Here is a 24,608-nt window from a genome sequence, read left to right as displayed (position 1 = left end):
GCCACCACTAGCTTTGTCAAATTAAAAAAATAAGTCAAAATTGACTTATTTTTTTGTTAATGTACCCAGATACTCATCAACATGACCATTCCTAAACCTACAACTGCGATAATCGTTTCTAGTACTGTCCAAGTTTTTAATGTTTGTTTGACATCTAAATCAAAGTATTCTTTAAACATCCAGAATCCTGCATCATTAACATGAGATGCGGCAATTGAACCTGCCCCTATTGCCAAGACCATTAGTGCGGCTGTATTTGGAGAAGCTGATGCAAGCATTGGTTGAACTAAACCTGCTGCTGTTAAAGCGGCCACAGTTGCAGAACCTAAGGCTACACGTAGAATGACGGTAATAATCCAAGCAAGTAACAATGGCGAAAGCGGTGAATCTTTAAACATATTGGCGATTTGGACTGAAATTCCTCCGTCAATAAGAATTTGTTTAAGGGCTGCTCCACCACCGATAACTAACAATAACATCGCAATTGACTTAACTGAATCTGCAATTGATACTGCAATTTCTGAATTTTTCTTACGTTGCATCCAACCCATAGTAACCAAGGCAAAGAGTAGTGAAATAATCATGGCCGATACGGGATTACCAATAAACATCATCACATTTTCAACAAAACTTGATGGGTAAGTAGTGGTCGTTACTACCTTTCCTGCTTTCATTGCACTTGTTGTTACTGCGGCAAAGGGTTTCCCATCATTAGTCGCGATAGAATAAATGGTGCTGATTGCCATTAAGATCACTGGCATTAATGCTGTCAAAATAGAAATTCCAAATCCTGGAGTTTCTTCTAATTTCCACTCTTTGATTTCACCAAAGGCGGATAGTTTATTTTTTACAACAAAAGCTTCTGGGACCCATTTTTTAGCAATTTTTGTGAAAACTGGACCTGCGATAATGACTGTTGGAATTGCTGCAATAATTCCGTAAAGGAGAACAGTTCCAGGATTTGCGCCTAGTACACCGGCAATTGCAATTGGTGCTGGATGAGGAGGTAAGAATCCGTGAGTTACTGAAAGTCCGGCTGCCATTGGAATTCCGAGGTAAATCAAGGGAACGCTTGCTTCTAAGGCAACAGCAAAGACAATCGGAATCAAGAGAACCATCCCAACTTCAAAGAAGAGGGCAATCCCAATAATGAAACTGGCAACCATAATTGCCCATTGAATTCTTTTTTTACCAAAACTGTTAATAAGCGTTTTTGAGATACGATAGGCTCCACCAGCATCAGCAATTAGTCTTCCAAGCATTGCTCCAAAACCAAAAACGATTGCTAACTCTCCTAATGAGCCTCCGATTCCGTTTTGGATTGAAACAGGGATTTGACCAAGTGGCATTCCAAGCCCTAACCCAACTAAAACCGCTACGACAATCAAGGACACAAAAGTGTTAATTTTAAATTTGATAATCATCAGGAGGAGGATTAAGACCCCAATTAAAAGTACAAGTAAATCAATCATATATTTTTTCCTTTCAAAAAATATTGAATATACTGTGTAAGCACGATTGCTGGCGCTTACAATTTGCTTTTAAAAATTAACTCAATACTTTTTTGTGATACATGAAAGTATTGAGTCTTTAAAGAATACAAGTTTATTTTTCTTCTTCAAATTTTCTTTGGAAATTGGCAATATTTTCATATTCTGCCAAGAGTGAGCGAGAGAGTCGGATAAATATTGGACTAATTTCTCGGTAAATTTCGAAATTTTTTGGATTGGGTTGATAGGTTTCGTTTGTTCCTACCATCGTTTCGATTTCGCTGATATCTTCAATTAGGCCGAGGGCTTTTTCAGCCATAATAATGGCGGCTATACAGCCAGCTTCTCGGCTCTCTGGCACATTGATTGGTTGTTCAAAAATATCTGCTAGGATTTGTGTCCAGAGTTCGGAGCTTGTAAATCCTCCTGTCGCTTGAATCATATTTAGGTCGCCCACTACTTCAACAAGGCTAAGCGCAACCATATAAATATTGAAGATAACTCCTTCAAGAACAGATCTGGCCATATGACTACGATTATGTCCGTAGTTTAGGCCAAAAAATGAACCTCTGGCATTGGCATCCCAAATCGGTGCTCGCTCGCCTCCAAGATAGGGATGAAAAAGCAAGCCATCAGCGCCCGGGGAAATGTTTGCTGCAAGTTCCGTGACTTCATCAAAAGAAATTTTCCCATCAAAAATTTGGTCACGAGCCCAACGGAAAACATCTCCACCAGAGTTTACGGGGCCACCGACTACCCAATGCTCTTTGTCTAATGCATAGGTAAATGTGCGTCCTTTTTCATCTGTTTTAGGTTTATCAGTAACTACTCGAATCGCACCAGATGTTCCTATTGTGATGGCTGCAACACCCGGTTTAATCGCATTTACTCCTAAATTTGATAATGGACCATCGGCTGCACCCCAAATAAATTTGGTGCTGCTTTGAATTCCCATTTTCTTGGCATATTCGTGAGGAAGGTTTTCTTCTATCTCATAGGGTTCTACTACTTTGGGCAATTGACTTTCTTTGATTCCAGTCAACTCTAGCGCTTCTTTATCCCAATGAAGTTCAAATATATTGAAGATACCTGTACCTGTTGCGGTTGATAAATCCATTTTATTTGTTCCAAAAAGTCGTTGGAAAATGTATCCTTTAAGTTCCAAATAGTGGGCTGCTTTTTGATAAATATCTGGATGTTCAGCTTCTAACCAGATAAATTTAGATAAAGGAGCCATTGGATGAAGAGGAGTTCCGGTTCTTCGATAAATATCAAAACCATTTTTAGAGGACTTAATTTGTTCGGTGTATTTTACTGCTCTTGTATCAGCCCAAGTGATTAATCTTGTAAGCGGCTGCCAATTTTCGTCAAAAGCAATTAGCGAGTGCATTTGTGTACTAAATGAAACGGCTAAAAGTTCATCTTCATCTTCTAAATTAATTGAAACTTCCCTGATTGTCACTAAAACTGCTTCAAAAATTTCTTCAAGAGATTCTTCTGCCATCCCACTAGCATCACGATAGAGGGGATAGGCTTGGCTACTACTTGCAACTATTTTTCCATTTTTCTCAAAAAGCACTGCCTTAGTTGCTGTGGTTCCTAAATCGACGCCTATTAAATATTGCATTTAGGCTCCTTTTCTTCTATATATTTACTGACAGACTTTTAAATTCTTTCATCATCAGTAGTTTTTTACTGACAGAAGTTTTTTGTCCTAGTTAGCTCACACTTCTCATCTGTCAGTAAATTATTTTTGTTCTACGTCATGTCCGCCAAAGCCATTGCGCAGAGCGGCAACTACTTTTCCAGTCATGGTATCTTCTTGTAATGAGCGTTGACGCATCATTAGTGACAAGGCAATAACTGGGGCAGGAACGCCCAAGTCCAAGCTTTCTTCAACGGTCCATTTTCCTTCTCCTGAAGATTGAACATGACCGATAATTTGGTCTAGTTTAGGGTCTTTTGAAAATTGTTCTTGAGCAAGCCCCATCAACCAGCTTCGGATTACTGAACCATGATTCCATAATTTTGCAACGGCTTCATAGTCATAATCAAATGGTGACTCTTCTAAAATTTCAAATCCTTCAGCAATCGCTTGCATCATCCCATATTCAATTCCATTATGAATCATTTTCAAGTAATGACCACTGCCAAGTTTCCCTGTATAGAGGTAGCCATCTTCCATTGAGATTGCTTTGAAGATTGGTTCTATGATTGTCCAAGATTTTTCATCATCTCCACCAATCATAAAATTCCCGCCTTGACGAGCTCCAGCCATTCCACCAGAGGTTCCAACATCAAAAAATTTAATTCCTTTTTCTGTCAGTAATTTATTTTGTTCTAAATTATCTTTGTAATTAGAATTTCCACCGTCTATCAGAATATCTCCAGCTGACAACTTTTCAGAGAGCATTTCAATCGTTGAATTTGTAGGAGTTCCTGCTGGAAGCATCAACCAAACAATTTTGCTTGCTGGCAATTCTGTCAGTAAATTTTCAATTGTACTGACAGCGGTAATATTGTCTGAGTAATCCTTAGCTTCCTCTACCGCTTTTGTATTTAGATCGTAAGCAACAACTTCAATCTCATGGTCAACGGCATTTTTCACAAGATTCATTCCCATTTTCCCTAAACCAATCATACCAAATTTCATCATTTTTTCCTCCGTGGCATCGCTTTCATTTTATAACTTTAGTATAAGTAATTTTTTTTCATTTGTCAACAATATTTTTTGTAAAATATTTTCTGATTTGTCAAAACAATTTCAAGTTAGGAATTTGGAATTTTTGAGAAATCGAGAAATCTTATTTATGGTATAATGTAGTCAATTAGAAGGAGGCTTGATATGTCGCGTACTTTAATCAGCCGAATCCGAAGTTATTATGATAACCTCAGTAAATCAGATCAGGCAATTTCTGACTATTTAATTGCGAATATTGATAGTGCAGCGAGGCTTTCAATTCAGGAATTTGCTCAAAAAACTCATGTCTCTACGGCTACAATTTCCAGATTTTCTAAAAAAATCGGCTTTAATTCCTTCCAAGAATTAAAACTTGCCATTCATGCCACTGACTCAAGTCGAGATGATGAATTTTTTAGCGAACTTTCACCAACTGATGATTACAAAGAAATACTGACAAAAAACTTCAACGGCAATATTTCATCATTAAATTCTACATTAAATCTTATCACCAACAGACAACTTGACCAAACCATGGAAGTTTTGCTCAATGCCAGCACTTGCGGTTTTTTTGGTTTGGGTGGTTCAAACGCTGTTGCATTAATTGCTTTTCATAAATTTTTGAGAATGCCTTTGCACTGCGTTTATCATCAGGATTTTCATTTCCAACAAATGCAGGCTGCAAAATTAACGAGCGACGATTGTGCTTTTGTTATTTCACATACAGGAAAAAACAGAGATACAATGCACTTGGTTGAAATTTTGAAGAGTCGCGGGGTCCCAATTATTGCATTGACTTCTTTTGCGAGTTCACCTTTAGCTAAAGCGGCCGATGTTGCGCTAATTTCAATTTCCGAAGAAATTTCATTTCGACCTGAAGCTGTTGCTTCCACTGTTTCTCAAATTAGTTTGCTTGATGCCTTGTTTATGATGTACGGAATGAAAATGAAAAATGTTTCTGAAGGGACTTTATCTGAAATCCGAAAAGTCATTCGAGATTCCCGTATTTCCTAGAATTTATCCATTTATCTTATAGAAAGGATGTGATTTTATGGCATTTTCTAACACTAGACGACGCTACGCAAGTTTTGATACCGTTTCGTCAATTCCTGGAGAAGTCATTGATGCCTTTTGGTTTATTATTGATCATCACCTCAAGGGCGTTTTTCCACTAGAAACAATTATCAATTTCGACTTGGTTAATTCGGGTAATTTACTTTCTATTCGTTTTTCTCAAGACAATAGTCCAACAACCATCCTCGTTGATTTTGGCTACCCTTTTAATCCTGAATGGCCTCTACACTACCGAGCCGTTGATAATATGGGACGCGAAACGATCATGACTGCAAGAGAAATGTAATGACAGAATTTTTAACAAAGCTGTCAGTAAATTTTTAAATAAAAAAAACAAAAAAATCTGTCAAAATTACTGACAGATTTTTTTAGATGTAGTAATACACAATTTCTGGAGGCACTCCAAAACGAATAGGTAAGAAAGTCAAACCAATTCCACGATTAACATACAATTTTGTTCGGTCATTGAGCTGATACAAACCAGCATCAGCACTACTTGACCCCTTATTACGTAAACGCCAATTTCCTATCCGAATTTGCCCTCCGTGACTATGACCAGAAAGAATTAAATCAAATTCCTTAATTGTTTCCATGTCTAAAATAGTATCCGGTTCGTGAAGGGCTAAAAGCGAAAATGTTGCATCAATAGGCTCAAGTTCAAAATCAGGCCGTCCCTCACGCCAGTCATCAACCCCAGAAATAGATAAATTATCTTTGACAACTGATGAATTTTTCAACAGAACAAAACCAGCTTTTTCTAGAAACTCTTCAACAAACTTTGACGATTTTTCATCATCAAAATCATGATTACCAAGTATCGCAAATTTTCCAAGAGGAGCTTTAAGTTCTGACAATATCGTCAGTAAATCAGTCCAATCTCGATTTTTTGCCCAAACAACCTTGTCAAATAAATCTCCAGAAAAAATAATTAAATCTGGCTCTTCATTAGCAATATTTCGAGCAAATTTTTTAAAACGACGACTAGTCGTGTGCCAAGCAAAGTGGGTATCGGTAAAATGAGCAATTTTTAAATTTTGTTTTTGAGCGATTTTTACATGTCTCACTTTCATCAAATGAGGCTCTATAAAAATTCCATAAATTAACAAACTTAAGAGCACTGCTCCTATTATCAATTCAATCATTTGTCCATTTTATCATAAATTCACTGACAAAAACATAGTATTAATCAAAAATACTTGATGAAGTTATCAATCTATTCTCTTTTTCTGACAAATTTCTGGTCAGTAAACTCGGACGGAACCGAGCATTCTGTCAGTAAATATCAACTCTATTTGTCAAATTTTTATACAAAAAAAGACTACCGAAGCAGCCTTTCATTTATTAGTTTTGGTCTTCAGCTACGAATGGAAGCAAAGCCATTACGCGCGCGCGTTTGATTGCGTTAACCACTTTACGTTGGTTTTTAGCAGATGTACCAGTCACGCGACGTGGCAAGATTTTACCACGTTCTGAGATGAAACGTTTCAAAAGTTCAGTGTCTTTGTAGTCAACGACTTCGATTTTGTTTGCAGCGATGAAGTCAACTTTTTTACGGCGTTTGAAGCCGCCACGACGTTGTTGTGCCATTTTATTTCTCCTTATATTATTTTTAGATGTCTGTTTAAAGTTTTCTTAGGATTACTAGTTATTATGAAAAGCCGATTCTGCTTTTCATAATAACTAGTAAGAGGGTTAGGAAATCCGCCATAGCGGGTTTCTCTGAAATAATTAGGCGCTTTAGCGTCAATTATTTCACCCTATTAGAATGGAAGGTCATCATCCGAAATTTCCATCGGTGAGCTACCAAACGGATCAGCATCACGACCGAAATTCGGTGTTGCATTATTGTTATTCGTTTGTGGACGTGGAGTATTATTTGTAGATTGGCTAGGTGCAGAATATGAACCAGCAGAAGCTCCGCCTCCCATACCTTCACGAGCAGATCTACTTTCCAACATTTGGAAACTGTCAGCCACAACCTCAGTCACATAAACGCGTTGACCTTGTTGATTTTCATAGTTACGTGTTTGAATTCGACCAGTTACCCCAATCAAAGCTCCTTTTTTAGCCCAATTCGCCAAATTCTCAGCTTGTTGGCGCCAAATAACGCAGTTAATGAAATCAGCCTCACGTTCGCCATTCGCATTTTTAAATTGACGGTTTACAGCCAATGAAAATGTTGCGACAGCTTGATTTTGAGGGGTGTATCGAAGTTCAGGATCGCGAGTAATGCGTCCTACTAATACAACATTGTTAATCATGATGAACTTCTCCTTAGAAATGAAAGCTCTTAAGCTTCAACTTTAACGATCATATGACGAAGAATGTCAAGGTTGATCTTAGCAAGACGGTCAAATTCGCTCAAAGCTTCTGAAGTTGTTTCAGCTTCAAAAGTTGCGATGTGGTAGATACCTTCGCGGAAATCATTGATTTCGTAAGCAAGTTTACGTTTTTCCCAGTCTTTAGACTCAAGATTTGCAGCACCGTTGTCAGTCAAGATTCCATCGAAACGTTCAACGAGGGCAGCTTTTGCTTCTTCATCAATGTTTGGGCGAATAATATAAAGAATTTCGTATTTAGTCATTGATTTTTCCTCCTTTTGGACTAATGACGCAGGTTGAGTCCTGCGTAAGTTGTGAGTTTTTCCCACAGAGTTATATTCTATCACTTTTTTCTATTTTTAGCAAGAATACATTTAAACTTTCCCTCAGCAAAGAGAACTATTTTAAAATAAAAAATACCAACTAAAGAGAGTTGGCATAATTTATCTCATTCTCAGCCCAAGAAGGCTTTAAACATTGCATAAATAAGAAGGATAATCCCTAACACAATCCGATATTTCCCAAAGAAAGTAAAATCGTGTTTTTTCACATAATCGGTCAAGAACTTGATGGCAACCATTGATACCCCAAAGGCAACTATACAAGCTACTAACAAGACCCCAAATTGTTCAAAACTTAAAGAATTCCCATTTTTGAAAAAGTGAAGTATTTTGATGAAACTAGCCCCAAACATAACTGGAATACCCAAGAAAAAGGTAAATTCTGCGGCAACTTCACGACTTACACCAATTAATAAAGCACCGACAATTGTCGCACCTGAACGCGATGTCCCTGGAAGTAAAGAAAGCACTTGGAATAATCCAATATAAAGAGCGGCACGATAAGGTAAACGGTCAATATTCATTACGGAAAATTCATGGTTTGGTACCCACCGACGCTCAATGACAATAAATGCTACCCCATAAATAATTAACATGAAGGCAACAGGAACAAAATGGTAAAAATGTTTGTCCAACCAGTCATTAAGTGGTAAACCAATAATCGCTGCTGGTAAAGCCGCAATCAAAACTTTCAACCACAAACGCCAAGTTAATTGAATTTCACGTGGGGTTTTTTGTTTGTCAGCTGGATTTAACTTATTAAATGGATTCAGTTTATGAAAATAAAGAACAACAACTGACAAAATTGCTCCTAGCTGAATCACAACATCAAACATTTCTTTAAAAGCTGCTGATTGATTAAGACGAATAAATTCATCAGCAATAATCAAATGTCCTGTTGAGGAAATAGGTAACCACTCAGTGATCCCTTCAATAATACCTAAAATAATGGCACGAATAAAATCCATATTTTGCTCCTAGAAAATTTCAGTAAAAAGACTGATTTTTATCGACTGACATAGCAGTCCTATCCTCATAAGTATATCATAAACATCACTGCTTGTAACAGGCCAAGGCGTGAATGTGCTGGCTAGAACGGATGAACTGTCTAATCAAAGGCGAAGATAGATATCTACTCTTTCTGATGAAACAACTAGCTCATTCATAAGTCAGCAATCTGACAACGACTATCCCAAGCAAAAAACTATTGTTCCCATTTCATTCGACCATAATGAGTAAAAATAAAAAAGAATCGATTATAAAAAATTTATTTAATTTTAAAAAAACCTTGACAAAACAAATGTAAGCGCTTATAATGAATAAAAATAATAGAAAAGGGAGGATTTACAAATGAAAAATCCAAACAATTTTGAAATTATTTCTGACAAAGAATTGTCAGAGATAACTGGCGGAATGACTTGGTGGCAAGGTATTGACGGAGTACTTAGTTCTTTTCAAAGCACTCCTAGTTGGGTACAAAAAAAGGTAGCATCAAGCGGGTATGTTCCCTATATACCTGGTGGCGGTTCATGGGTTGGTGGTCCTGGAATGAAACCAGGAAGATAAGGAGAATATTGAAATATTTTGTAACGTCTCTGTCTGCTTCAAAAAATATGGGGACATTAAATTGGCAGACAATGATATTGGACGAGCATCGTGTTCCCGAGTCGTACTGGGAAAACGCAAAATTAGAATTGTCAAAAGAGATAAAATGGGTCACACAAAGTGAACTTTACCGAAAACTAAAACGCAATGATGGTTCAGGCAATGATATTATATTATCAAAACCAGTTAGTATAATTTTAGATACGGTAAAGTCTGACTTTCCCAACGCAAATGTCTGGGTTTATCAATGAAGGGAGTAGAAAAAATCATCAATCTCCCTGAGTTACAAAATCTTTATGACTTTCTTTACATGACATCTTGACAAAAAACTCCTTTGTAAAGGAGTTTTTTGTCACCTAATATTTATATCCTTATTTACTCTTGCCACTCCGCTTGTACACCTTATTTAAACAAATGACCATCACTTACTCAAAAAATGATTACTTATAACTTATCTAATCTCCTCTTCCTTGACATCATCTTAAAATTGCGCTAGAATTACAAATAACACATCGATAGAGGTCGCAACCGATATGAATCTACGCCGAGTTGGAGCACAACAAAGACGCGTATTTAGAGGAGGAGAGGTTGCCGAAAGAATTTTGTTGCTCAGCAAGGTTCTTGGGCTAGTGAGAAAAACTCACTAGACTGTCGCAAATGGTTAATAACCATGCGGAGGGCTATTCGTTCAAGAAAATTTTTAAAATTTTGTCGGACCTTTAGCAATCTATTCTATCTAGTAGGATTGCTTTTTTTGTTTTTCTCAGACTTTTCTAAACTAAACAGGAGTAAGGTTGGGTCTGAGTCAAACAAGTCGGTGTAGAATAAATTTTATTAGGGAGAGAATTTTGGAAAATTCTTCAAACTCAACTACTGAGACGCAAGTAAAACGCGGCTTAAAATCACGTCATGTTTCCATGATTGCCCTTGGCGGAACAATCGGAACTGGATTGTTTCTGACTTCAGGCGATGTCATCCAAACGGCAGGACCCTTTGGTGCACTGACTGCCTATATTCTTATCGGAGCAATGGTTTACTTCCTCATGACATCACTTGGTGAAATGGCCACTTATTTACCCACTTCTGGTTCTTTTTCAGACTATGGAACACGTTATGTTGACCCAGCTTTTGGTTTTGCTCTAGGTTGGAATTATTGGTTAAACTGGGCAATTACCGTAGCGGTTGATTTAACAGCCGTTGCCCTTTGTATCAAATTCTGGTTACCAGATGTTCCAAGTTGGATTTTTTCACTGATTGCCTTAATTGTTGTCTTTGCAATCAATGCCTTATCAGTTAAAACTTTTGGCGAAACTGAATATTGGTTGTCAGCCATTAAAATTACTGTTGTTGTTTTATTCTTGATTATTGGTTTCTTATCTATTTTTGGAATTATGGGCGGTCATATTGACGTCGCTAAAAATCTTTCAGTTGGTAATCATGGTTTTGTCGGAGGACTTGGTAGTTTCACTACAGGCGGAGGGATTCTCGGCGTACTCTTAGTCGCTGGTTTCTCTTTCCAAGGAACAGAATTGCTCGGAATTACAGCTGGTGAAGCTGAAAATCCTGAAAAATCAATTCCTAAAGCTATGAACTCTATCTTCTGGCGTATTCTTGTCTTTTATATCTTATCTATCTTCGTGATGGCGGCTATCATTCCATTTACCGACCCCCACTTAGTTGGAGGAGATTCAGCTGCTCAAAGCCCTTTCACAATTGTATTTGAACGTGTTGGTCTCTCTATTGCAGCTTCTATCATGAACGCCGTTGTTTTAACTTCTGTCGTTTCAGCAGCAAACTCTGGAATGTATGCCTCTACTCGGATGCTTTATTCACTAGCTAAAGATGGTGGCGCACCAAAGATTTTCTCAAAAACTTCAAAAAACGGGATTCCTTTCATTGCTTTATTAGCTACAACTGCTGTTGCTTTACTCACATTCTTGACATCAATTTACGGAGTTAGCTTCTTTACATTCCTCGTCTCAGCCTCTGGTTTAACAGGATTTATTGCTTGGATTGGGATTGCAATTAGCCACTTCCGCTTCCGTCGCGCCTATGTTGCTCAAGGAAAAGATGTTAAAAAATTACCTTATCATGCAAAACTATTCCCATTTGGTCCAATCTTAGCCTTAATTATGACCGTTTTAGTCACACTCGGCCAAGACCCAATGCTTCTTTTTGGTAAAACTTGGGTGCAAGGTGTCATCATGTATGCCGCAATTCCACTCTTCTTCATCCTTTACTTGGGTTATAAATTTAAAAACAAAACGAAACTTATCCCACTTAAAGAGGTTGATTTAAGTCGTCATAAAGATTAAAAAAAGTCGCTCAATGAGCGGCTTTTTTATTAGTTTAATCATTAATTTCAACTACTTTTTCACCAAAGAGTTCTTTAGCTAAGTTTACCGTTTCATCCGGCTCTTTTTCATCTTCTTCATCTTCTTGAACATTTTCAGATTTTAAATTAGAAACATATTCCGCCCGAACTTCTTGCCAGTCTTGTTCAGCAAGAGAAATAATTTCTGGCGCAAATCCAGCAATTGAACTCAAGAGATTCCCACAAAAAAGTTGCAATTCTTCATTTTCACTGACTCTTTTAGCAAGATTCTCATGAGGAAAAGTCACCACAAGAAAATTTTCTGACGCAGCGACAGGCGCTGTATTATTAAGTAAAGCTCTGTCTGCCGGTTTAGTTACCGAAGCAACAAGTTCTGGCCACGCACTTAGAGCAGCTTTTCTAGCTTCATTTGTCGCCTCAGCCAAAGCTTTATAAATTAAATCTTTGTTAATTTGACGTTTTTTAGACGCTATTGGTTTCGGACTAGCTTTAACTTTTTCTGTCAGTAAATTATTTTGTGAATCTGAATTTACCTGAATTTGACCAGCTGAAATTTGAGCTTTCAATTGATTAATTTCGGTTTTTAAAGTAGCAATTTCGGCTGTCAGCTGATTAGGGATTTCTCCTTGCGAAGCTGTCAGTAAATTATTTTGTCCAATTTCAGCCAAACGCATGGTCATGACGTCTGCCGCAATTTTTGTTTGAGTCGTTTCCTTTATCGTTTTCAAACTTTCAATTGCAATATCAATCCATGAAAAAATTTGACCACGGTCATACTGAGAATTTTTATCCAAGAGTAAATCCCGAAGGTATGCTAATAAATCTTCCGTAAATCGAAGCATATTTTTTCCTTCAGCAAAAATCTTATCAAGTTCCGTCAGTGCTTTTGCTTCATCATGCTCAAAAAGTGCTGCAACATATGTTACTAAAGCATCTGCAGCAATCGACCCTGTGACAAGTAGTGCATCATTTTCTTCTAATTTTCCTGATGAAAACGATAAGGCTTGGTCTAATAAAGAGAGGGCATCACGCATTCCACCTTCAGCTGCTTTAGCAATAACATCGAGTGCTTTACCGTCGAATTCAAGTCCTTCATCAGCCATTATTTTTGCTAAATAAGTCCGAATGTCTCCTGTTGTGATTGATTTAAAAGCAAAACGTTGAACACGCGAAATAATGGTTGCTGGAATTTTTTGTAATTCAGTAGTAGCCAAGACAAAAACAACATTTTCTGTAGGTTCTTCTAGTGTTTTCAAAAGTGCATTAAAAGCCCCAGTTGAAAGCATATGCACTTCATCAATAATATAAACCTTATAAGTGGCTTGACTAGCTGCGTAAGTTGATTTATCTCGAATTTCTCGAATTTCATCAACCCCATTATTTGATGCCGCATCAAGTTCAATGACATCATCTAAGCTTCCTTTAGTGATTGAGTCGCAAATAAAGCAATTATTGCAGGGCTCTCCATCCACTTGATTAGGACAATTTATTGCCTTAGCAAAAATTTTAGCTGCTGAGGTTTTCCCTGTCCCTCTTGGACCAGAAAAAAGATAAGCATGTGAAATTTGATGATTGACAATCGCATTTTTTAATGTTGTTGCTACAACTTCTTGCCCCACCATTTCATCAAATCTTTGACTTCGATATTTTCTATATAATGCTTGATATGCCATTCTTCTCTTCCAATTTTTTACTTAGTATTCTTTTCATATCCGCTTGTTTCAATAGAAATCTTGCCCAAGACTATAGTTTAAGTCTTTTAAAATTTCAGTTGAAGCATCACGTGATTGAATCAATTCATCAATATCTTGTGATTGATAATTTCTGAGGGCCTGTCTGAGGGCGAACATTCTTGCTCGATTAATCGTTGCCTCATCTGCTTCGGTTGCCGCAAAAAATATTTTACGTGCTTTTTCATCAAAAATCGTCCAAGCAATTGCTAAATCAAAAGCTGGATCACCAATAACAGCTTTGTCAGTAATTTTGACATTAACTAACTTTCCGTCAGTAACTTTTAAATTTTGCGTAAGCAATTCTCCCAAAACCCAAACAGGTTTCTTGGACCATTTTGTTTTTGCTGCAAAATCAAATTTTTCTTGCAAAAGGTCAGCAGGAACAACTTTTTGATAGACTTTCAAAAGTTCTATCATCTCAGCTTCAAAGAAAATCAAATCAGAACCAGCAAAAGCATTTTCAAAACTAGGTGACTTTGCATCTGTTGTTGGTAGCCGATGTAATTGATAGAGAAAACTTCCTAATTCTTGCGCAAATTCACGAACATCTCCAATATTACCTGGATTTACAGATGTTCCTTCTTTTTCCCCGAAACGGTCAGCAATAAATTTTTTTACTATTTCACTCATTTTTTTCTCCGATACCCTTTAAAATTTTGATTTAACCTACTTCAAAAAATTTAAAATCAGTCATTTCACATAAAACGTTAGCAAATTCTTCAAGATATTTTTGGTCGATTTCATCATAAAAACCAATTTCTGAACTGTCTAAGTCAAGAACCCCAACTAATTTACCATCTTTAACCATTGGAACAACAATTTCAGACATTGCTCGACCGTCACAAGAAATATAATTTTTGTGTTTCTTTACATTTTCAACAATAATGGTTTGGCGATTTTGAGCTGATTCCCCACAAACCCCTTTGCCCATTATAATTTCAACGCAAGACACAGACCCTTGAAATGGCCCTAAAATTAATTTTTCACCATTGTAGAGGTAGAAACCTGTATAAACTTGCTCAGGCAAAAAGCTCCAAAGTAAACTACTTGCATTGGCTAAGTTTGAAAGTGTATAATTTTGTTCACTAAGAAGCGCTTTTAGTTGCAAATTAAGCAACTCATAACCTTCGATTTTTTCTTCTTTATTCATCTTGTTGCTCCTCAAAAATAATATAATCCATTATATCATTTTTTAAAGGCAAATTTTAGATTAGTTTTGATATAATCATCACTGCTTCTACTACACTGTCCGCTCTCGCTATGTTGCTAAAGCAACAAGTCGAGCCGCACTCACTCGGCGGAAAATTATCGTCCCGCTGAGTTCGGTCATAATGAGAGAAAGAAGTCAGCAACATGAAACGTTGTTTCGTGTTACTGGCTATGATATAATAAAAACCATGAATAAACTAGAAGAACTTCGGAACAACATTGACCAAGTGGACCAAGAAATCGTTCAGCTTCTTGAGAAACGTATGACAATTGTTCAAGAAATTAGCCAAGAAAAACAAGCACAAAAAATTACTATTTTAGATAACTCTCGCGAACAAGCCGTATTAGATTTGGCTCGCCAAAATATTAAAAATTCTGCTTATCAAGAAACAATCATTAATACTTTTAAAGATATTATGAAAAATTCTCGCCTTTATCAAAGAGAAAACCGTGAACAATAAGAAAAAGTTACTGACAAAAATTTTATCACTCCTATCTGCTTGCTTACGCAACTTACAGACTGAGCGATAATTTTGTCAGTAACTTTTTTATAATTTAAATTGTCCAGCTAAACTGTCTCGCAACATCATGTATTCTAATTGCGGCAAATCAAGCAGAACCAATTTACTATTTTCTAAAAGATTATTTTCTTTCAAGCTGTTAAGAAAACCTTTAATTTCTGTTGTTCCCAAATAGAGACACTCAACAAAAATAATATGTTTTTCCTTGGTCATCTGACCGATAAATCGCGAAAAATCTTCTGGAGTCAGTGCCTGATCAATATCTGAACGACCAACTACCACTAAATCCTCGTTTTCATCTTTAACTACAGCAGCAAGCTCTTTAAAGATTCCAGAATTTATCTTTTGATCTTTACTTTCCGCTTCAATAGATTCCTCAATTTCAGCATATGCGCCTCGGTCAATCATCGCGACAGTTGCAATTTCACCATATTTTAAAGCAGTCAGTGAATCTTTCAAATCATTGAGTTCCATATTTTCCTATGCAAATCTACTTTTAGTAAAAAGTATTAAGATTCGCTTCCTTTCTCGCATTAAATTCATAAAACCTATCTCAAGTTTACACTGACTTTATGAATTTTTCAAAAAATATGGCTCTTTTTGTGATTTCAACTTTGATTTAAAGTTTTATCAGTAAAAAATAAGTGCCATTTGCTATAATAAAACTATATAACAAGAGAGAGCTATAAATCCCTTTGTAACAAGTATTCCACTAATTAAAACTATCTTTTTTTACGCTTTTTACTACGTTCGCCCCAAAAAATCATAATGCTTTTAAGATATTGCTGAACTTTTCGGCAGTCTCTTTTTTCTTGTCCTTGGCAAGGTGGCTATATGTATCTAAGGTTGTTGTTATTTTAGAGTGTCCTAACCGCTCTTGTATCTCTTTAGGGTTTACATCGTTGTTCATTAACAAGCTGGCATGAGTATGGCGGAAACCATGCAGACCGATATTTGGAAGTCTTGCTGATTTCAAGTGAGAAGAAAGGCGAAACCTCTCACTTTCATAAATCAATCTTTGACCGTCATAAGAGAATACTACACTATCAGACAAACCTATAACTTTATTATGGTTATTTTGGTATTTACGCCAATTGGCTAAAATTTGTAAAGTGGCATTATCAAGCGAAATAATTCTATTACTTCCTTTAGTTTTGGGACTATCTTGCACTTCTCTGCTCTGTAAAGTTGTCTTTGTTACATTAACAAGTTTTTCGGAGAAGTCAATATCAGACCAATTCAAAGCCAAAGCCTCACCAATACGTAAACCAGTAGCCAATAATAGACGATATAAGGCATTATGTAGCTGGTTCTCTATACTTGGCTCTAACGATTCAAGATATTCTAAGAACATTTTCAGCTCTTTATCATCAAAATACTTAATCTTACTTACAGTTCTTACCTTTAATTTAGGAGGAAAAACTTTAGTAGCTGGGTTGCTCTTTATTGCTCCTAGTTGCATGCCATAATCAAGAATACGTTTGATGATATTGAGCATTATCTTAAAATTTTTACCTTTACCTTTTTCACGCTTACCATTAACTATTACAGCCGTATTAGCATTTTTAGACCAATCGTTAACAATACTTTGTAATAACATCGGAGTTATTTTTGGTAAAACGTATGTCCCAAGAGCTGGTAAAATGTATACTTTTAGATAATTTTTCACTGAACGTACACTATTTGCTTTAACTGTCAGCTTATAACTTTCAAACCAACCCAAAGCCAAAGCCTCAAAGTTATCAAAAACGACTTTTTCCCTTGCAATTGTAGACCCATTATTGATAAAATTATTTATAGATTGGCGTGCTTTAATCTCACACATTTTTCTACTATTGGCACTTACACTTGTTCGTACTTGCTTACCAGTCAGACTATCTACGCCCAAATAAACGTTAGTTCGGTACACCTTTGTACCGTCTTTTTTTATATATTCTTTAATATTCATACTATTTCTTCCTTTCCATTTTTGTACTAATGTCAGGCAAGGCATGTACGAGGATTGAGAAATATTGTTATTAGAGCTTATACGATTAATTAGTTAACTGGTTTATTAGTTTATAGAGTTATTGAATTCTCAACTGATATAGTATATTTTACGGTATCAACGGTATCAAAGTATTATAAAGCTATATATAATAAGGGTTTATAGTGTTACCTTTCTCTAAGATAAGAGTAACAATAAGGTATCAAAGGTAACAAGATAATTAGAGAGGAATCCCTAAACTAGAGCCAGTACCTGGAAATGCTGGTAGAATCTCTGCAAGTATTTTAGGCAATGTACTATAAAACTCACTCACACTTGGAGATAAGTTACTATTTATGGCATCCAACGTAAAATTTGTCTGCATACGTCTGATGACATTGGGAATATACTCTCCTTTTTCTACTAGATTCTTTGCTTTAGTCAGCACTCTACGTTCTTCTTCTTTTATATCCTCACTAAGGATAAGATTATAAAGTGTATTTAAAAAATCTAATTTTATTTGAGATGTTTTATCATTGTCTGCCATAAATATCTCCTATCAGCTTTTAACGTGGTTCAGGTTTGCACGTATTGGGGGTAATTAAAAAAGATTCAATAATTTACTTATGGAATTGGTGGAAAAAGGGGGAATTTGTTATAAACGACTATTATTTCAATGATTCCGCAAGCGTTAGAGTTTTTCTATCAACTACTCTTATATCTTCATTTTCGAGCCGAACAATATAACAATTTTGCAAAGTTGTAGATTCGTCGCCAGTAACAATTGTGGCAGTTTGTCCGTCTGATAGTTTGATAACGTCGTCTTTTTTCATGGTGTAAATTCTTTCTAAGTTTATAGTGGATATAAACCACTTTGATTATATTGGGGAGTTTGAAATACTCCTTCACGGATGATATGAACTTTCTCTTTTTTCCGAAAGTTGAGAACACAAAAGTGTGGACTCCTAAGATTTAGGAGAGCGCAACTTTGCGCTGAGTGATTATTTAAGTTAATCAACAATGGATAGGGTGTATTTTGAGGTACACCCTATCATTACAGGCTTTCTTCTGTTAATTTAGATACAAAACCTAAGATAGTTAATGAGCCGAATTTTCGGCTGATTGCTAAAGTCGTAAAATGCGACCTCAGGTAGTTCAATTAAAACCTAAAGCAATGATGAAACCAAGAGCCATATAAATAATGCTCCAAGCAATGCTACGACAATAAACCAACTGGCTTTACCTTTCGGAGAATTGGGATTAATAGACCAACCAATGCCATATCTTCTTGGAATAAATAATGACTCTTTATCATCTTTGTACATCTCTTTATAGACAAAGTATGAACCTATAGATAATATAACTGAAAACAATATTAAAATAGCTCCCATAAAATCCTCTGTGCGTTCGGTTTTATCAAGTAGAGCCATCAATATCACCATAACAAGTATAGCTACTAAAGAAATCCATGAGATAATGTCATAAATTTTTGTTTTTGTTTGTTTCATTTTTATCTCCCAAGAGTTTAAATAACTCTTTATATAGGTTGTTAATTAATTTGGTTTATTTTCAAAATTAAACCTAAGCGGCATTTTCCAAAAGGGAAATAAACACTAGTTCCAATTTTGTTAGAGTCAACTAAAATTGCTGTTATGCGGTTTGTGAGTTTGCTCCCGACATCTTTGTCGGTCGCAAAATATGCTATTTCAGAGTGGACCTATAGAGATTTGTACAAAAATGTTCATATCCTATTATTGGTTTTCGAAAAAAGTGAAACCAAAAAACTTTACTCATCATCTATTTTAATGTAGTAGTGTTTAATAAAATATTTTTTAGAAATTACTCTACCGTTTGTTATATCTAAAAAATCCCCGATATCCCCCATAAAACAAACAGAACCAAAACTGTTAAAAGTCCCCAAAACACCCTTTAATCCAATTGCTATATTTCTTTTTGTATTAGGTTTTATTCCCATCATAGTAATTTTTAATCTATCCCCATACCAAGAAAGATAATTCTCTTTAAACGCTTGCTTAACCCAATCAGGTTGTTCATTTGTTTTACTAATTTCCCATACTTCGACTGATTTGTTTTTATATTTTGCTTCCATAAAATCATATAACTTCTTTCTTTGATATCATAATATTTTGGCTAGGTAAAACTAGCAAGGTTCTGACAAGGTTAATCACAAAAATGTGAGAAAGTATTCTGACATTTCTGGCGCCCTAAAAAAGGGTGTAACGAATCGTTACTACCTAGCAAGGAGTCGCGAATCACGACTCCCTCAATAACAACCACGAAATTTTCGGTTTTGCCACTTGTGGCAGAAAGCTATACCGACATCACGTCGGGTATGAACAAGCGTACCTGAAGGTACACCCATAACAATTTGAACCACCGTAGTTACAACTACGCAGAAAGCTATCATTTGAAATGACAACATACAAAATTTACATGTAGTTATTCCCCATAAGAGTGGGGAAATCATCAAACCATCAACCATTCCGCAACCAAATGACAACCACAAAAAACACTTGCTAATTGTTGGCAATTGTTGGCTTGAAATTGACTTGGTAAGTCATTGTATTTATTGTTATTTGTGTTTTTATATCATTGAAAAGTAGGAATAATAAAGATATATGGTAGAGAATAGTACCAATAATAGAACAATTAACCCGATAGACTTTATAAAAATAGCAGGAGTTCCAGTATAGAACTGCTTAATTATTCCTTTTTTTGAAAAAAGTATTCCAATGATTAGAAACAATACTGGAAGAATAAACACAAATTCTTTTCTAAACCAGCTATATACGCCACCTATACCGATTTTACTAGGGATATAAGCAGGTAGTTTGTTATAAAGATATAGGGATAATAGTAGAAAAGGTATAGTGCAAATGCAATAAGCAGTCACTATTTTTGAATAGATTTTATCAATGAATAATAAAAACTTCATATTCCATCTCCTACCAGTTTTTAGTGACTGGAAACACATAGATTTACAAATTCACGCTTATAATCAATTGTTTGTTTTATTAATTCCAATAGAATACAATTAATGCAAAAATACAAGCCAAACCTAAAACTATTGGAAACGTAAATTTGGTAAGCCAAGATATTTTTCCATTAGTAGTATTTGGATTTACTGAATATCCTTTTTTTATTATTGATGGAACAGAAAAACTTACAGTATTACCTTTATATTCTTTCTTTAGCGAAGTAAACTCAGATAAGTAGCTAGTTGATAATAGAATAGCTGTGAGAAGCATAAACATAAAACCTAATTTAAGGTTCATCATTAAAATGCTGATGATTGTAATAGCACTAGAGATAAGCGAGCCTATTGTAGAACTCCAAAATAATGACTTATATTTTTTTATTTCTTCTTTATTCATTTAAAATATGTTTCCCCTTCATGCGCTCATGCGCTTTTTATTCTTATCAAAATAATAAGCAGTATGAATTATTTTAATTGCATTATCTTTATCTTTTTTATTTCTTATCACATAAGTTTGATTCCACTTATCGAATTCATCAATCTTTTCGCCTAAACTGATTTTATTTCTTTTAGGCGAGTGCCAAACATAATTCAAAAACTCTAACCATTCTTTGTCAAACTTTTCAGTAAAGTCTTCCGGTATATCTGGATTCCTTTTACCCATTCGCCGTTTAATTGAACGGATTATAACACGATAAAGTGCCTTTAAAGGAGAAATTTGTAACCATAAAACAAAGTCAGCTTGCGGTAGTTTTAGTTCTATTGAGTCACGATAGTTTCCGTCAATAATCCAACTTTCTTTATTTTGGAATAAAAAAGATTGTGTACTTTCTCTAACAGCCTCTTTGGATAAAGTTTTCAACCAAACTGTATCCTGATGAAATACTGGTATACCATTTTTTTCAGATATCTTCCTAGCCAAAGTTGATTTTCCAGCTCCTGAATCTCCAATAATAACAATTTTCATTTTATATTCATTGTCTCCTTGACTATCAAAAGTTTTTTATTTTGCATTCCTAAAGTTTAGGGTTACTAATTCTAAACTAACGAGAATACCCATAAAATAAAATTTACAGGGTTAAGAGTTTTTATAAAAGTGATATGTAAATCCTTTTTTAATTCATGTTTAAATGAATCGCTAAATGATGACTTACTATTTATTGTTGCGTAGACTGTCTTGCAAATATCTAGAAATAACACTAAGAAAAAGACTACAACATATAATAGTAGAACTGCTTTTAGAATTATTAAGATAAAATTAAACACATTACTCATACTGAACTCCTCTTTTATTTTAAATTTTTTGCGTTCCTAAAATTTAGGAATTGTTATATAGTTTTGAACCTTAGCATTTCTAAGCATTGGTTTCTCTCATAAGATGACGAAAATTAACAAATACAGCTTTTTTATACTGTTTTTGTCTGTCATCTTTTGCGTTACCAGTACTAAATAATACTAAAGGTTTGTGCTTATAGTGAATTGCTATAACCCTTTTAACGCAGGCGATTTTCCCTTGGTTATTTTTTGAACTTTTAGGGCTATGTTAATAAATGTTAAGGTTCACAGCTATATAGACTTTAGCACTATTAAAGTTCTAATCTATTGCTTTTTTCATTTCATGAATAACTCTTCTTAATTTTGGTAAAGGCAATTCCATCAGGTCAGCAAACTGTTCTTGTGGTAGTCTGTAGTGTTCTCCAAGCATTCTCTCATACCCAGCTATAATTACAGCCTTTTCCATTTTTTCATCTAGGTTATCAATATTCTTTAAGTAGTCCGATAGTTTCATGTTTTCTCCTTTACAATATTAGTAATAGCTTGTGTGTGCGTCTTTCATCAACAAGTTAATGTTCATTATCAATCAAAAGGCAACAATGCTCAAAACGAATAATATAAAGCTTATGGTATATAGTGCTATTTTCGCAAATTTATTAATATGTTTTATAAAAATATTAGTGATTAAAGCAATATTTAAAGCTATCATATATACAAAATTTGTTTTCACTATAAAAATAAACAATAGATTAAGAACAACGAATAGAAGTAGATTTATTTTTTGTTCTTTTTTTAATTCATCCACAATATTTTTCATATTTTATCTCCTTGGTTTTTCAAAAACCTAATAGACTTAAAAGAATATCTCCTATAGCTTGTAATACAACAAACTTTTTAACTGATTTTTTCTTTTTTCTTCTCATTACTTTACCCCACCAACTCAAACCAGCACAGCTCATACAGCAACGCACACGCTTCGTCATAAGCGTTGTGATGATAGCCGTAGAAGTTTGTTTTTATAATATACCCAATAGTATAAAAACAATTATCTTTGTTTATCTTCTTCATTATTTTGCATCATAATAAGCATTTCGCTATATTCAGACAATTTAGCCAAGTTTTCCAAACTAAGTTTAGGTAGAGTTTTTAATATCTTTGCAACATTGTCACTTTCGTCATCATCGTTTACAAATAAAATTTCATTTGTGGATTTTCCGTATTCAAATAAAACATTCTCATTTAATATTTTTTCAAATCTAAGTGCAAATAATGTATTGTCTTTTTTTTCTTGGAGATCTTTTAGGAATCTTTTTATTTCAATATTATCAGGGTCTTCCTCTAATTTTTTTTGTGCTTTATTTAGTAATACATCTAGTTGAGCATCTACATTTTCTAAAATTTGTCTTGGTTCAACTTCGTTTAACCCTAATAAATATCCGACTGAAACATTAAAAAATTTAGCTATGTCTTCTAACTCTCCCATTTTGGGGCTTCTAGTCCCTTTTTCCCATGTAGATATGGTAGATTTTGTTTTATTTAGCTTATTCCCAAGTTCTTCCATTGTCATATTCTTTGAAAGTCTTAGCTCTTTAATTCTTTCTGCAAATTTTATACCGTTCATAAGTTGTCAACTTTCTTTTTGATATTATCAATTATAATATTTTTGTTTGATTTTTTCAAACTTGGACGTTGACATTTTTCAAACTTTGTTTTAAAATGTTCTTGTCAACAAAAATAAAACAGAAAGGTTTGACAAAATGACACAAACACCTTTTGAAAAACTATTAAAATCTAAAGGATTACGGACAGGATTTATAGCTGATAAACTTGGGATGACCCCCTTCATGTTTTGGCATAGAAGGCAAGACCCTGCCAATCGTTTTAAAACAAAAGAAATTGAACTGCTAGCTGAAATTTTAGGTGTAAATGAGAAAACGGTATTTGATGCCGTTAAATTTAGCTCTTCGAGTTCGCAAAAATCAAACAAAGAGGTATGAAATGGCAACTTTCGAAGATATTGAAATCAATGATATGGCAAAACTAGCTCGTATCCTTAATATTGATTTCGAAAAGATTTACTTAGCAATGAAACAAGTTTCTTCCAAAAACTACTAAATGCGCGTGAGTGCTGGAAAGAGGACAAATGAACTTACAATTAGTCAATCAAGAGTTATTCAACGGTATTACCTGTGATGTTTGGCGTAACGATAATCATGAAATTTTCATGACAACCGAACAACTTGCTCAATGTATCGGGTATAAAACCAAACAAGGTATTGTTAATCTAGTCGGTCAAAATAAATATCTTAAAAATAGAGAGTTTTCAGTTACAACGAAATTGGTTGCAACTGACGGAAAGAAATATGATACACGAGTATTTACGTTTGAGGGAATCAAAGAAATTCTTTTCCTTGCTCCAAAAAGTGAAACGGCTCGAAAATTCCGTGAATGGACACGTAGCGTATTGAATGCTTATTTCAAAGGCGAGTTAGTCAAAGCAAAAGAAATGGCAAAAGCTACTATTACACGTAGAGATTTGTCCACCGCCATTAAGGAAAGTCCACACTTTGAGCCGAACTATCACGTTATCTTTGCTAATATGCTGACGGTTCTGGTTACTAACGGCAAATATAAGAGTGTCCAAGGCATGAGAAAAGCGCTAGGACGTACTAACGCTAAACTTAAACAAATGCTTGACAGTCCTGAAGAACTGCAGTTACTGCAAACTTACGAATCGAGTATCACTAATTTACTAGATTTAGGTTTTGACCGACACCAAATCAAAGAATTTTTGACAAAAGAAAAAGTCCCAACCGACCAAAGTAAAGACTTTTAATAACAAAGCATGATTCACGCGCTAACGTGATTTCATGCTCTTATTTTACCATAATGAGAGGAATTTTCAACATGAACACACCGATAATTGATGTTATATTCGCCACTCACGGCACACAGTCAGGCGCACAAGTACAGTTTAACCCAACCGCTCACACTTGGACGGTTTGGACGAAACAAGGCTTAGAACGCACGTTTAGCAACGTAACCTCATACGCTAGATAC

30 protein-coding genes and 1 riboswitch are annotated in these 24,608 nt (G+C 35.1%); of the genes, 8 read left to right on the top strand and 22 right to left on the bottom strand.

The window, feature by feature from the left end:
- Window positions 1-56 precede the first annotated feature (56 nt).
- The 3 genes from AB6B24_RS11235 to gnd all read right to left on the bottom strand — a co-directional run bounded on the left by AB6B24_RS11235 (window position 57) and on the right by gnd (window position 4,143).
- Window positions 57-1,472 carry a gluconate:H+ symporter gene (locus AB6B24_RS11235; RefSeq protein ID WP_015427203.1) on the bottom strand — a complete coding sequence of 472 codons (1,416 nt, stop codon included), beginning with the start codon at window positions 1,470-1,472 and terminating at the stop codon, window positions 57-59.
- A 133-nt stretch (window positions 1,473-1,605) separates the two neighbouring features.
- The gene (gene gntK, locus AB6B24_RS11230; protein ID WP_311805885.1) at window positions 1,606-3,117 is read right to left on the bottom strand and encodes a gluconokinase; all 1,512 of its coding nucleotides are present in this window, start codon (window positions 3,115-3,117) and stop codon (window positions 1,606-1,608) included.
- Window positions 3,118-3,237: 120 nt separating this feature from the next.
- Window positions 3,238-4,143 (bottom strand): phosphogluconate dehydrogenase (NAD(+)-dependent, decarboxylating), encoded by a 906-nt coding sequence (gene gnd / locus AB6B24_RS11225; RefSeq protein WP_311805951.1) that lies wholly within the window; start codon window positions 4,141-4,143, stop codon window positions 3,238-3,240.
- A gap of 192 nt (window positions 4,144-4,335) precedes the next feature.
- Between gnd and AB6B24_RS11220 the strand changes: the two genes are divergently transcribed.
- The gene (locus tag AB6B24_RS11220) at window positions 4,336-5,184 is read left to right on the top strand and encodes a MurR/RpiR family transcriptional regulator (protein WP_021463449.1); all 849 of its coding nucleotides are present in this window, start codon (window positions 4,336-4,338) and stop codon (window positions 5,182-5,184) included.
- Window positions 5,185-5,221: 37 nt separating this feature from the next.
- Window positions 5,222-5,530 (top strand): DUF960 domain-containing protein, encoded by a 309-nt coding sequence (locus tag AB6B24_RS11215; RefSeq protein ID WP_047207001.1) that lies wholly within the window; start codon window positions 5,222-5,224, stop codon window positions 5,528-5,530.
- An 82-nt stretch (window positions 5,531-5,612) separates the two neighbouring features.
- Here the strand turns inward: AB6B24_RS11215 and AB6B24_RS11210 are convergent, their stop codons facing one another.
- The 5 genes from AB6B24_RS11210 to AB6B24_RS11190 form a co-directional block, all read right to left on the bottom strand.
- Window positions 5,613-6,386, bottom strand: coding sequence for a metallophosphoesterase (locus AB6B24_RS11210; RefSeq protein WP_095586615.1), 774 nt, complete (start codon window positions 6,384-6,386; stop codon window positions 5,613-5,615).
- Between the two features lie 199 nt (window positions 6,387-6,585).
- A complete protein-coding gene (gene rpsR, locus AB6B24_RS11205; RefSeq protein ID WP_003131952.1) occupies window positions 6,586-6,831 on the bottom strand; it encodes a 30S ribosomal protein S18 in 246 nt (81 codons plus the stop codon).
- A gap of 173 nt (window positions 6,832-7,004) precedes the next feature.
- Window positions 7,005-7,505, bottom strand: a complete 501-nt coding sequence (locus AB6B24_RS11200; protein WP_047207005.1) for a single-stranded DNA-binding protein — start codon at window positions 7,503-7,505, stop codon at window positions 7,005-7,007.
- Window positions 7,506-7,534: 29 nt separating this feature from the next.
- Window positions 7,535-7,828, bottom strand: coding sequence for a 30S ribosomal protein S6 (gene rpsF, locus AB6B24_RS11195; protein ID WP_003131954.1), 294 nt, complete (start codon window positions 7,826-7,828; stop codon window positions 7,535-7,537).
- A 191-nt stretch (window positions 7,829-8,019) separates the two neighbouring features.
- Window positions 8,020-8,874: an undecaprenyl-diphosphate phosphatase gene (locus AB6B24_RS11190; protein WP_012898664.1), complete on the bottom strand. Its 855-nt coding sequence runs from the start codon at window positions 8,872-8,874 to the stop codon at window positions 8,020-8,022.
- 382 nt (window positions 8,875-9,256) lie between these two features.
- Here AB6B24_RS11190 and AB6B24_RS11185 point away from each other — a divergent pair, with 382 nt between their 5' ends.
- The 3 genes from AB6B24_RS11185 to AB6B24_RS11175 all read left to right on the top strand — a co-directional run bounded on the left by AB6B24_RS11185 (window position 9,257) and on the right by AB6B24_RS11175 (window position 11,826).
- Window positions 9,257-9,472: a lactococcin family bacteriocin gene (locus AB6B24_RS11185; RefSeq protein WP_080739894.1), complete on the top strand. Its 216-nt coding sequence runs from the start codon at window positions 9,257-9,259 to the stop codon at window positions 9,470-9,472.
- 8 nt (window positions 9,473-9,480) lie between these two features.
- Entirely contained in the window at window positions 9,481-9,762 is a 282-nt protein-coding gene (locus AB6B24_RS11180) for a hypothetical protein (RefSeq protein WP_038602465.1), read from the top strand.
- Window positions 9,763-10,019: 257 nt separating this feature from the next.
- A riboswitch (Lysine riboswitch) is annotated at window positions 10,020-10,202 on the top strand.
- A gap of 157 nt (window positions 10,203-10,359) precedes the next feature.
- The gene (locus tag AB6B24_RS11175; RefSeq protein ID WP_369164692.1) at window positions 10,360-11,826 is read left to right on the top strand and encodes an amino acid permease; all 1,467 of its coding nucleotides are present in this window, start codon (window positions 10,360-10,362) and stop codon (window positions 11,824-11,826) included.
- Window positions 11,827-11,860: 34 nt separating this feature from the next.
- Here AB6B24_RS11175 and dnaX read toward each other — a convergent pair whose 3' ends face one another.
- The 3 genes from dnaX to AB6B24_RS11160 are packed head-to-tail and all read right to left on the bottom strand — an operon-like array spanning window position 11,861 to window position 14,729.
- Window positions 11,861-13,519: a DNA polymerase III subunit gamma/tau gene (gene dnaX, locus AB6B24_RS11170; RefSeq protein WP_311805889.1), complete on the bottom strand. Its 1,659-nt coding sequence runs from the start codon at window positions 13,517-13,519 to the stop codon at window positions 11,861-11,863.
- Window positions 13,520-13,567: 48 nt separating this feature from the next.
- Window positions 13,568-14,209, bottom strand: a complete 642-nt coding sequence (locus AB6B24_RS11165; RefSeq protein WP_003131958.1) for a phosphotransferase — start codon at window positions 14,207-14,209, stop codon at window positions 13,568-13,570.
- A 31-nt stretch (window positions 14,210-14,240) separates the two neighbouring features.
- Complete coding sequence (locus tag AB6B24_RS11160; RefSeq protein ID WP_081200162.1) at window positions 14,241-14,729, bottom strand: GAF domain-containing protein; 489 nt, start codon at window positions 14,727-14,729, stop codon at window positions 14,241-14,243.
- Window positions 14,730-14,976: 247 nt separating this feature from the next.
- Between AB6B24_RS11160 and AB6B24_RS11155 the strand changes: the two genes are divergently transcribed.
- Window positions 14,977-15,249: a chorismate mutase gene (locus AB6B24_RS11155; RefSeq protein ID WP_003131960.1), complete on the top strand. Its 273-nt coding sequence runs from the start codon at window positions 14,977-14,979 to the stop codon at window positions 15,247-15,249.
- Window positions 15,250-15,336: 87 nt separating this feature from the next.
- Here AB6B24_RS11155 and AB6B24_RS11150 read toward each other — a convergent pair whose 3' ends face one another.
- The 11 genes from AB6B24_RS11150 to AB6B24_RS11100 form a co-directional block, all read right to left on the bottom strand.
- Window positions 15,337-15,783 (bottom strand): hypothetical protein, encoded by a 447-nt coding sequence (locus AB6B24_RS11150; RefSeq protein ID WP_029344572.1) that lies wholly within the window; start codon window positions 15,781-15,783, stop codon window positions 15,337-15,339.
- Window positions 15,784-16,072: 289 nt separating this feature from the next.
- The gene (locus AB6B24_RS11145; RefSeq protein ID WP_225513070.1) at window positions 16,073-17,257 is read right to left on the bottom strand and encodes a site-specific integrase; all 1,185 of its coding nucleotides are present in this window, start codon (window positions 17,255-17,257) and stop codon (window positions 16,073-16,075) included.
- A 259-nt stretch (window positions 17,258-17,516) separates the two neighbouring features.
- Window positions 17,517-17,822, bottom strand: a complete 306-nt coding sequence (locus AB6B24_RS11140; protein ID WP_010905062.1) for a bacteriocin immunity protein — start codon at window positions 17,820-17,822, stop codon at window positions 17,517-17,519.
- A gap of 121 nt (window positions 17,823-17,943) precedes the next feature.
- Complete coding sequence (locus AB6B24_RS11135; RefSeq protein WP_058224134.1) at window positions 17,944-18,108, bottom strand: hypothetical protein; 165 nt, start codon at window positions 18,106-18,108, stop codon at window positions 17,944-17,946.
- A gap of 333 nt (window positions 18,109-18,441) precedes the next feature.
- Window positions 18,442-18,783: a hypothetical protein gene (locus AB6B24_RS11130; protein ID WP_225513069.1), complete on the bottom strand. Its 342-nt coding sequence runs from the start codon at window positions 18,781-18,783 to the stop codon at window positions 18,442-18,444.
- Between the two features lie 278 nt (window positions 18,784-19,061).
- Window positions 19,062-19,385 carry a hypothetical protein gene (locus tag AB6B24_RS11125; RefSeq protein WP_311805895.1) on the bottom strand — a complete coding sequence of 108 codons (324 nt, stop codon included), beginning with the start codon at window positions 19,383-19,385 and terminating at the stop codon, window positions 19,062-19,064.
- 925 nt (window positions 19,386-20,310) lie between these two features.
- Window positions 20,311-20,670, bottom strand: a complete 360-nt coding sequence (locus AB6B24_RS11120; protein ID WP_311805897.1) for a hypothetical protein — start codon at window positions 20,668-20,670, stop codon at window positions 20,311-20,313.
- A gap of 18 nt (window positions 20,671-20,688) precedes the next feature.
- On the bottom strand, window positions 20,689-21,240 hold the full coding sequence (locus tag AB6B24_RS11115) for an adenylate kinase (protein WP_119723799.1): 552 nt from the start codon (window positions 21,238-21,240) through the stop codon (window positions 20,689-20,691).
- 627 nt (window positions 21,241-21,867) lie between these two features.
- Complete coding sequence (locus AB6B24_RS11110; protein WP_023164585.1) at window positions 21,868-22,062, bottom strand: hypothetical protein; 195 nt, start codon at window positions 22,060-22,062, stop codon at window positions 21,868-21,870.
- A gap of 72 nt (window positions 22,063-22,134) precedes the next feature.
- A complete protein-coding gene (locus AB6B24_RS11105; RefSeq protein ID WP_003132204.1) occupies window positions 22,135-22,365 on the bottom strand; it encodes a hypothetical protein in 231 nt (76 codons plus the stop codon).
- Window positions 22,366-22,593: 228 nt separating this feature from the next.
- Window positions 22,594-23,169 carry a helix-turn-helix transcriptional regulator gene (locus tag AB6B24_RS11100; protein ID WP_311805900.1) on the bottom strand — a complete coding sequence of 192 codons (576 nt, stop codon included), beginning with the start codon at window positions 23,167-23,169 and terminating at the stop codon, window positions 22,594-22,596.
- A gap of 136 nt (window positions 23,170-23,305) precedes the next feature.
- On the opposite strand from AB6B24_RS11100, the gene AB6B24_RS11095 reads away from it, so the two are divergent.
- Together AB6B24_RS11095 and AB6B24_RS11090 are read left to right on the top strand one after the other, a co-directional pair.
- Entirely contained in the window at window positions 23,306-23,545 is a 240-nt protein-coding gene (locus tag AB6B24_RS11095) for a hypothetical protein (RefSeq protein WP_311805902.1), read from the top strand.
- Between the two features lie 146 nt (window positions 23,546-23,691).
- Entirely contained in the window at window positions 23,692-24,384 is a 693-nt protein-coding gene (locus tag AB6B24_RS11090) for a hypothetical protein (protein ID WP_311805904.1), read from the top strand.
- Window positions 24,385-24,608 lie beyond the last annotated feature (224 nt).

The organism is Lactococcus sp. AK05 (assembly GCF_041026685.1).
In the GTDB taxonomy this organism is placed as follows: domain Bacteria; phylum Bacillota; class Bacilli; order Lactobacillales; family Streptococcaceae; genus Lactococcus; species Lactococcus lactis.
The sequence above is the reverse complement of the archived record's forward strand: the minus strand, read 5'-3'. Positions and strand labels throughout refer to the sequence as shown.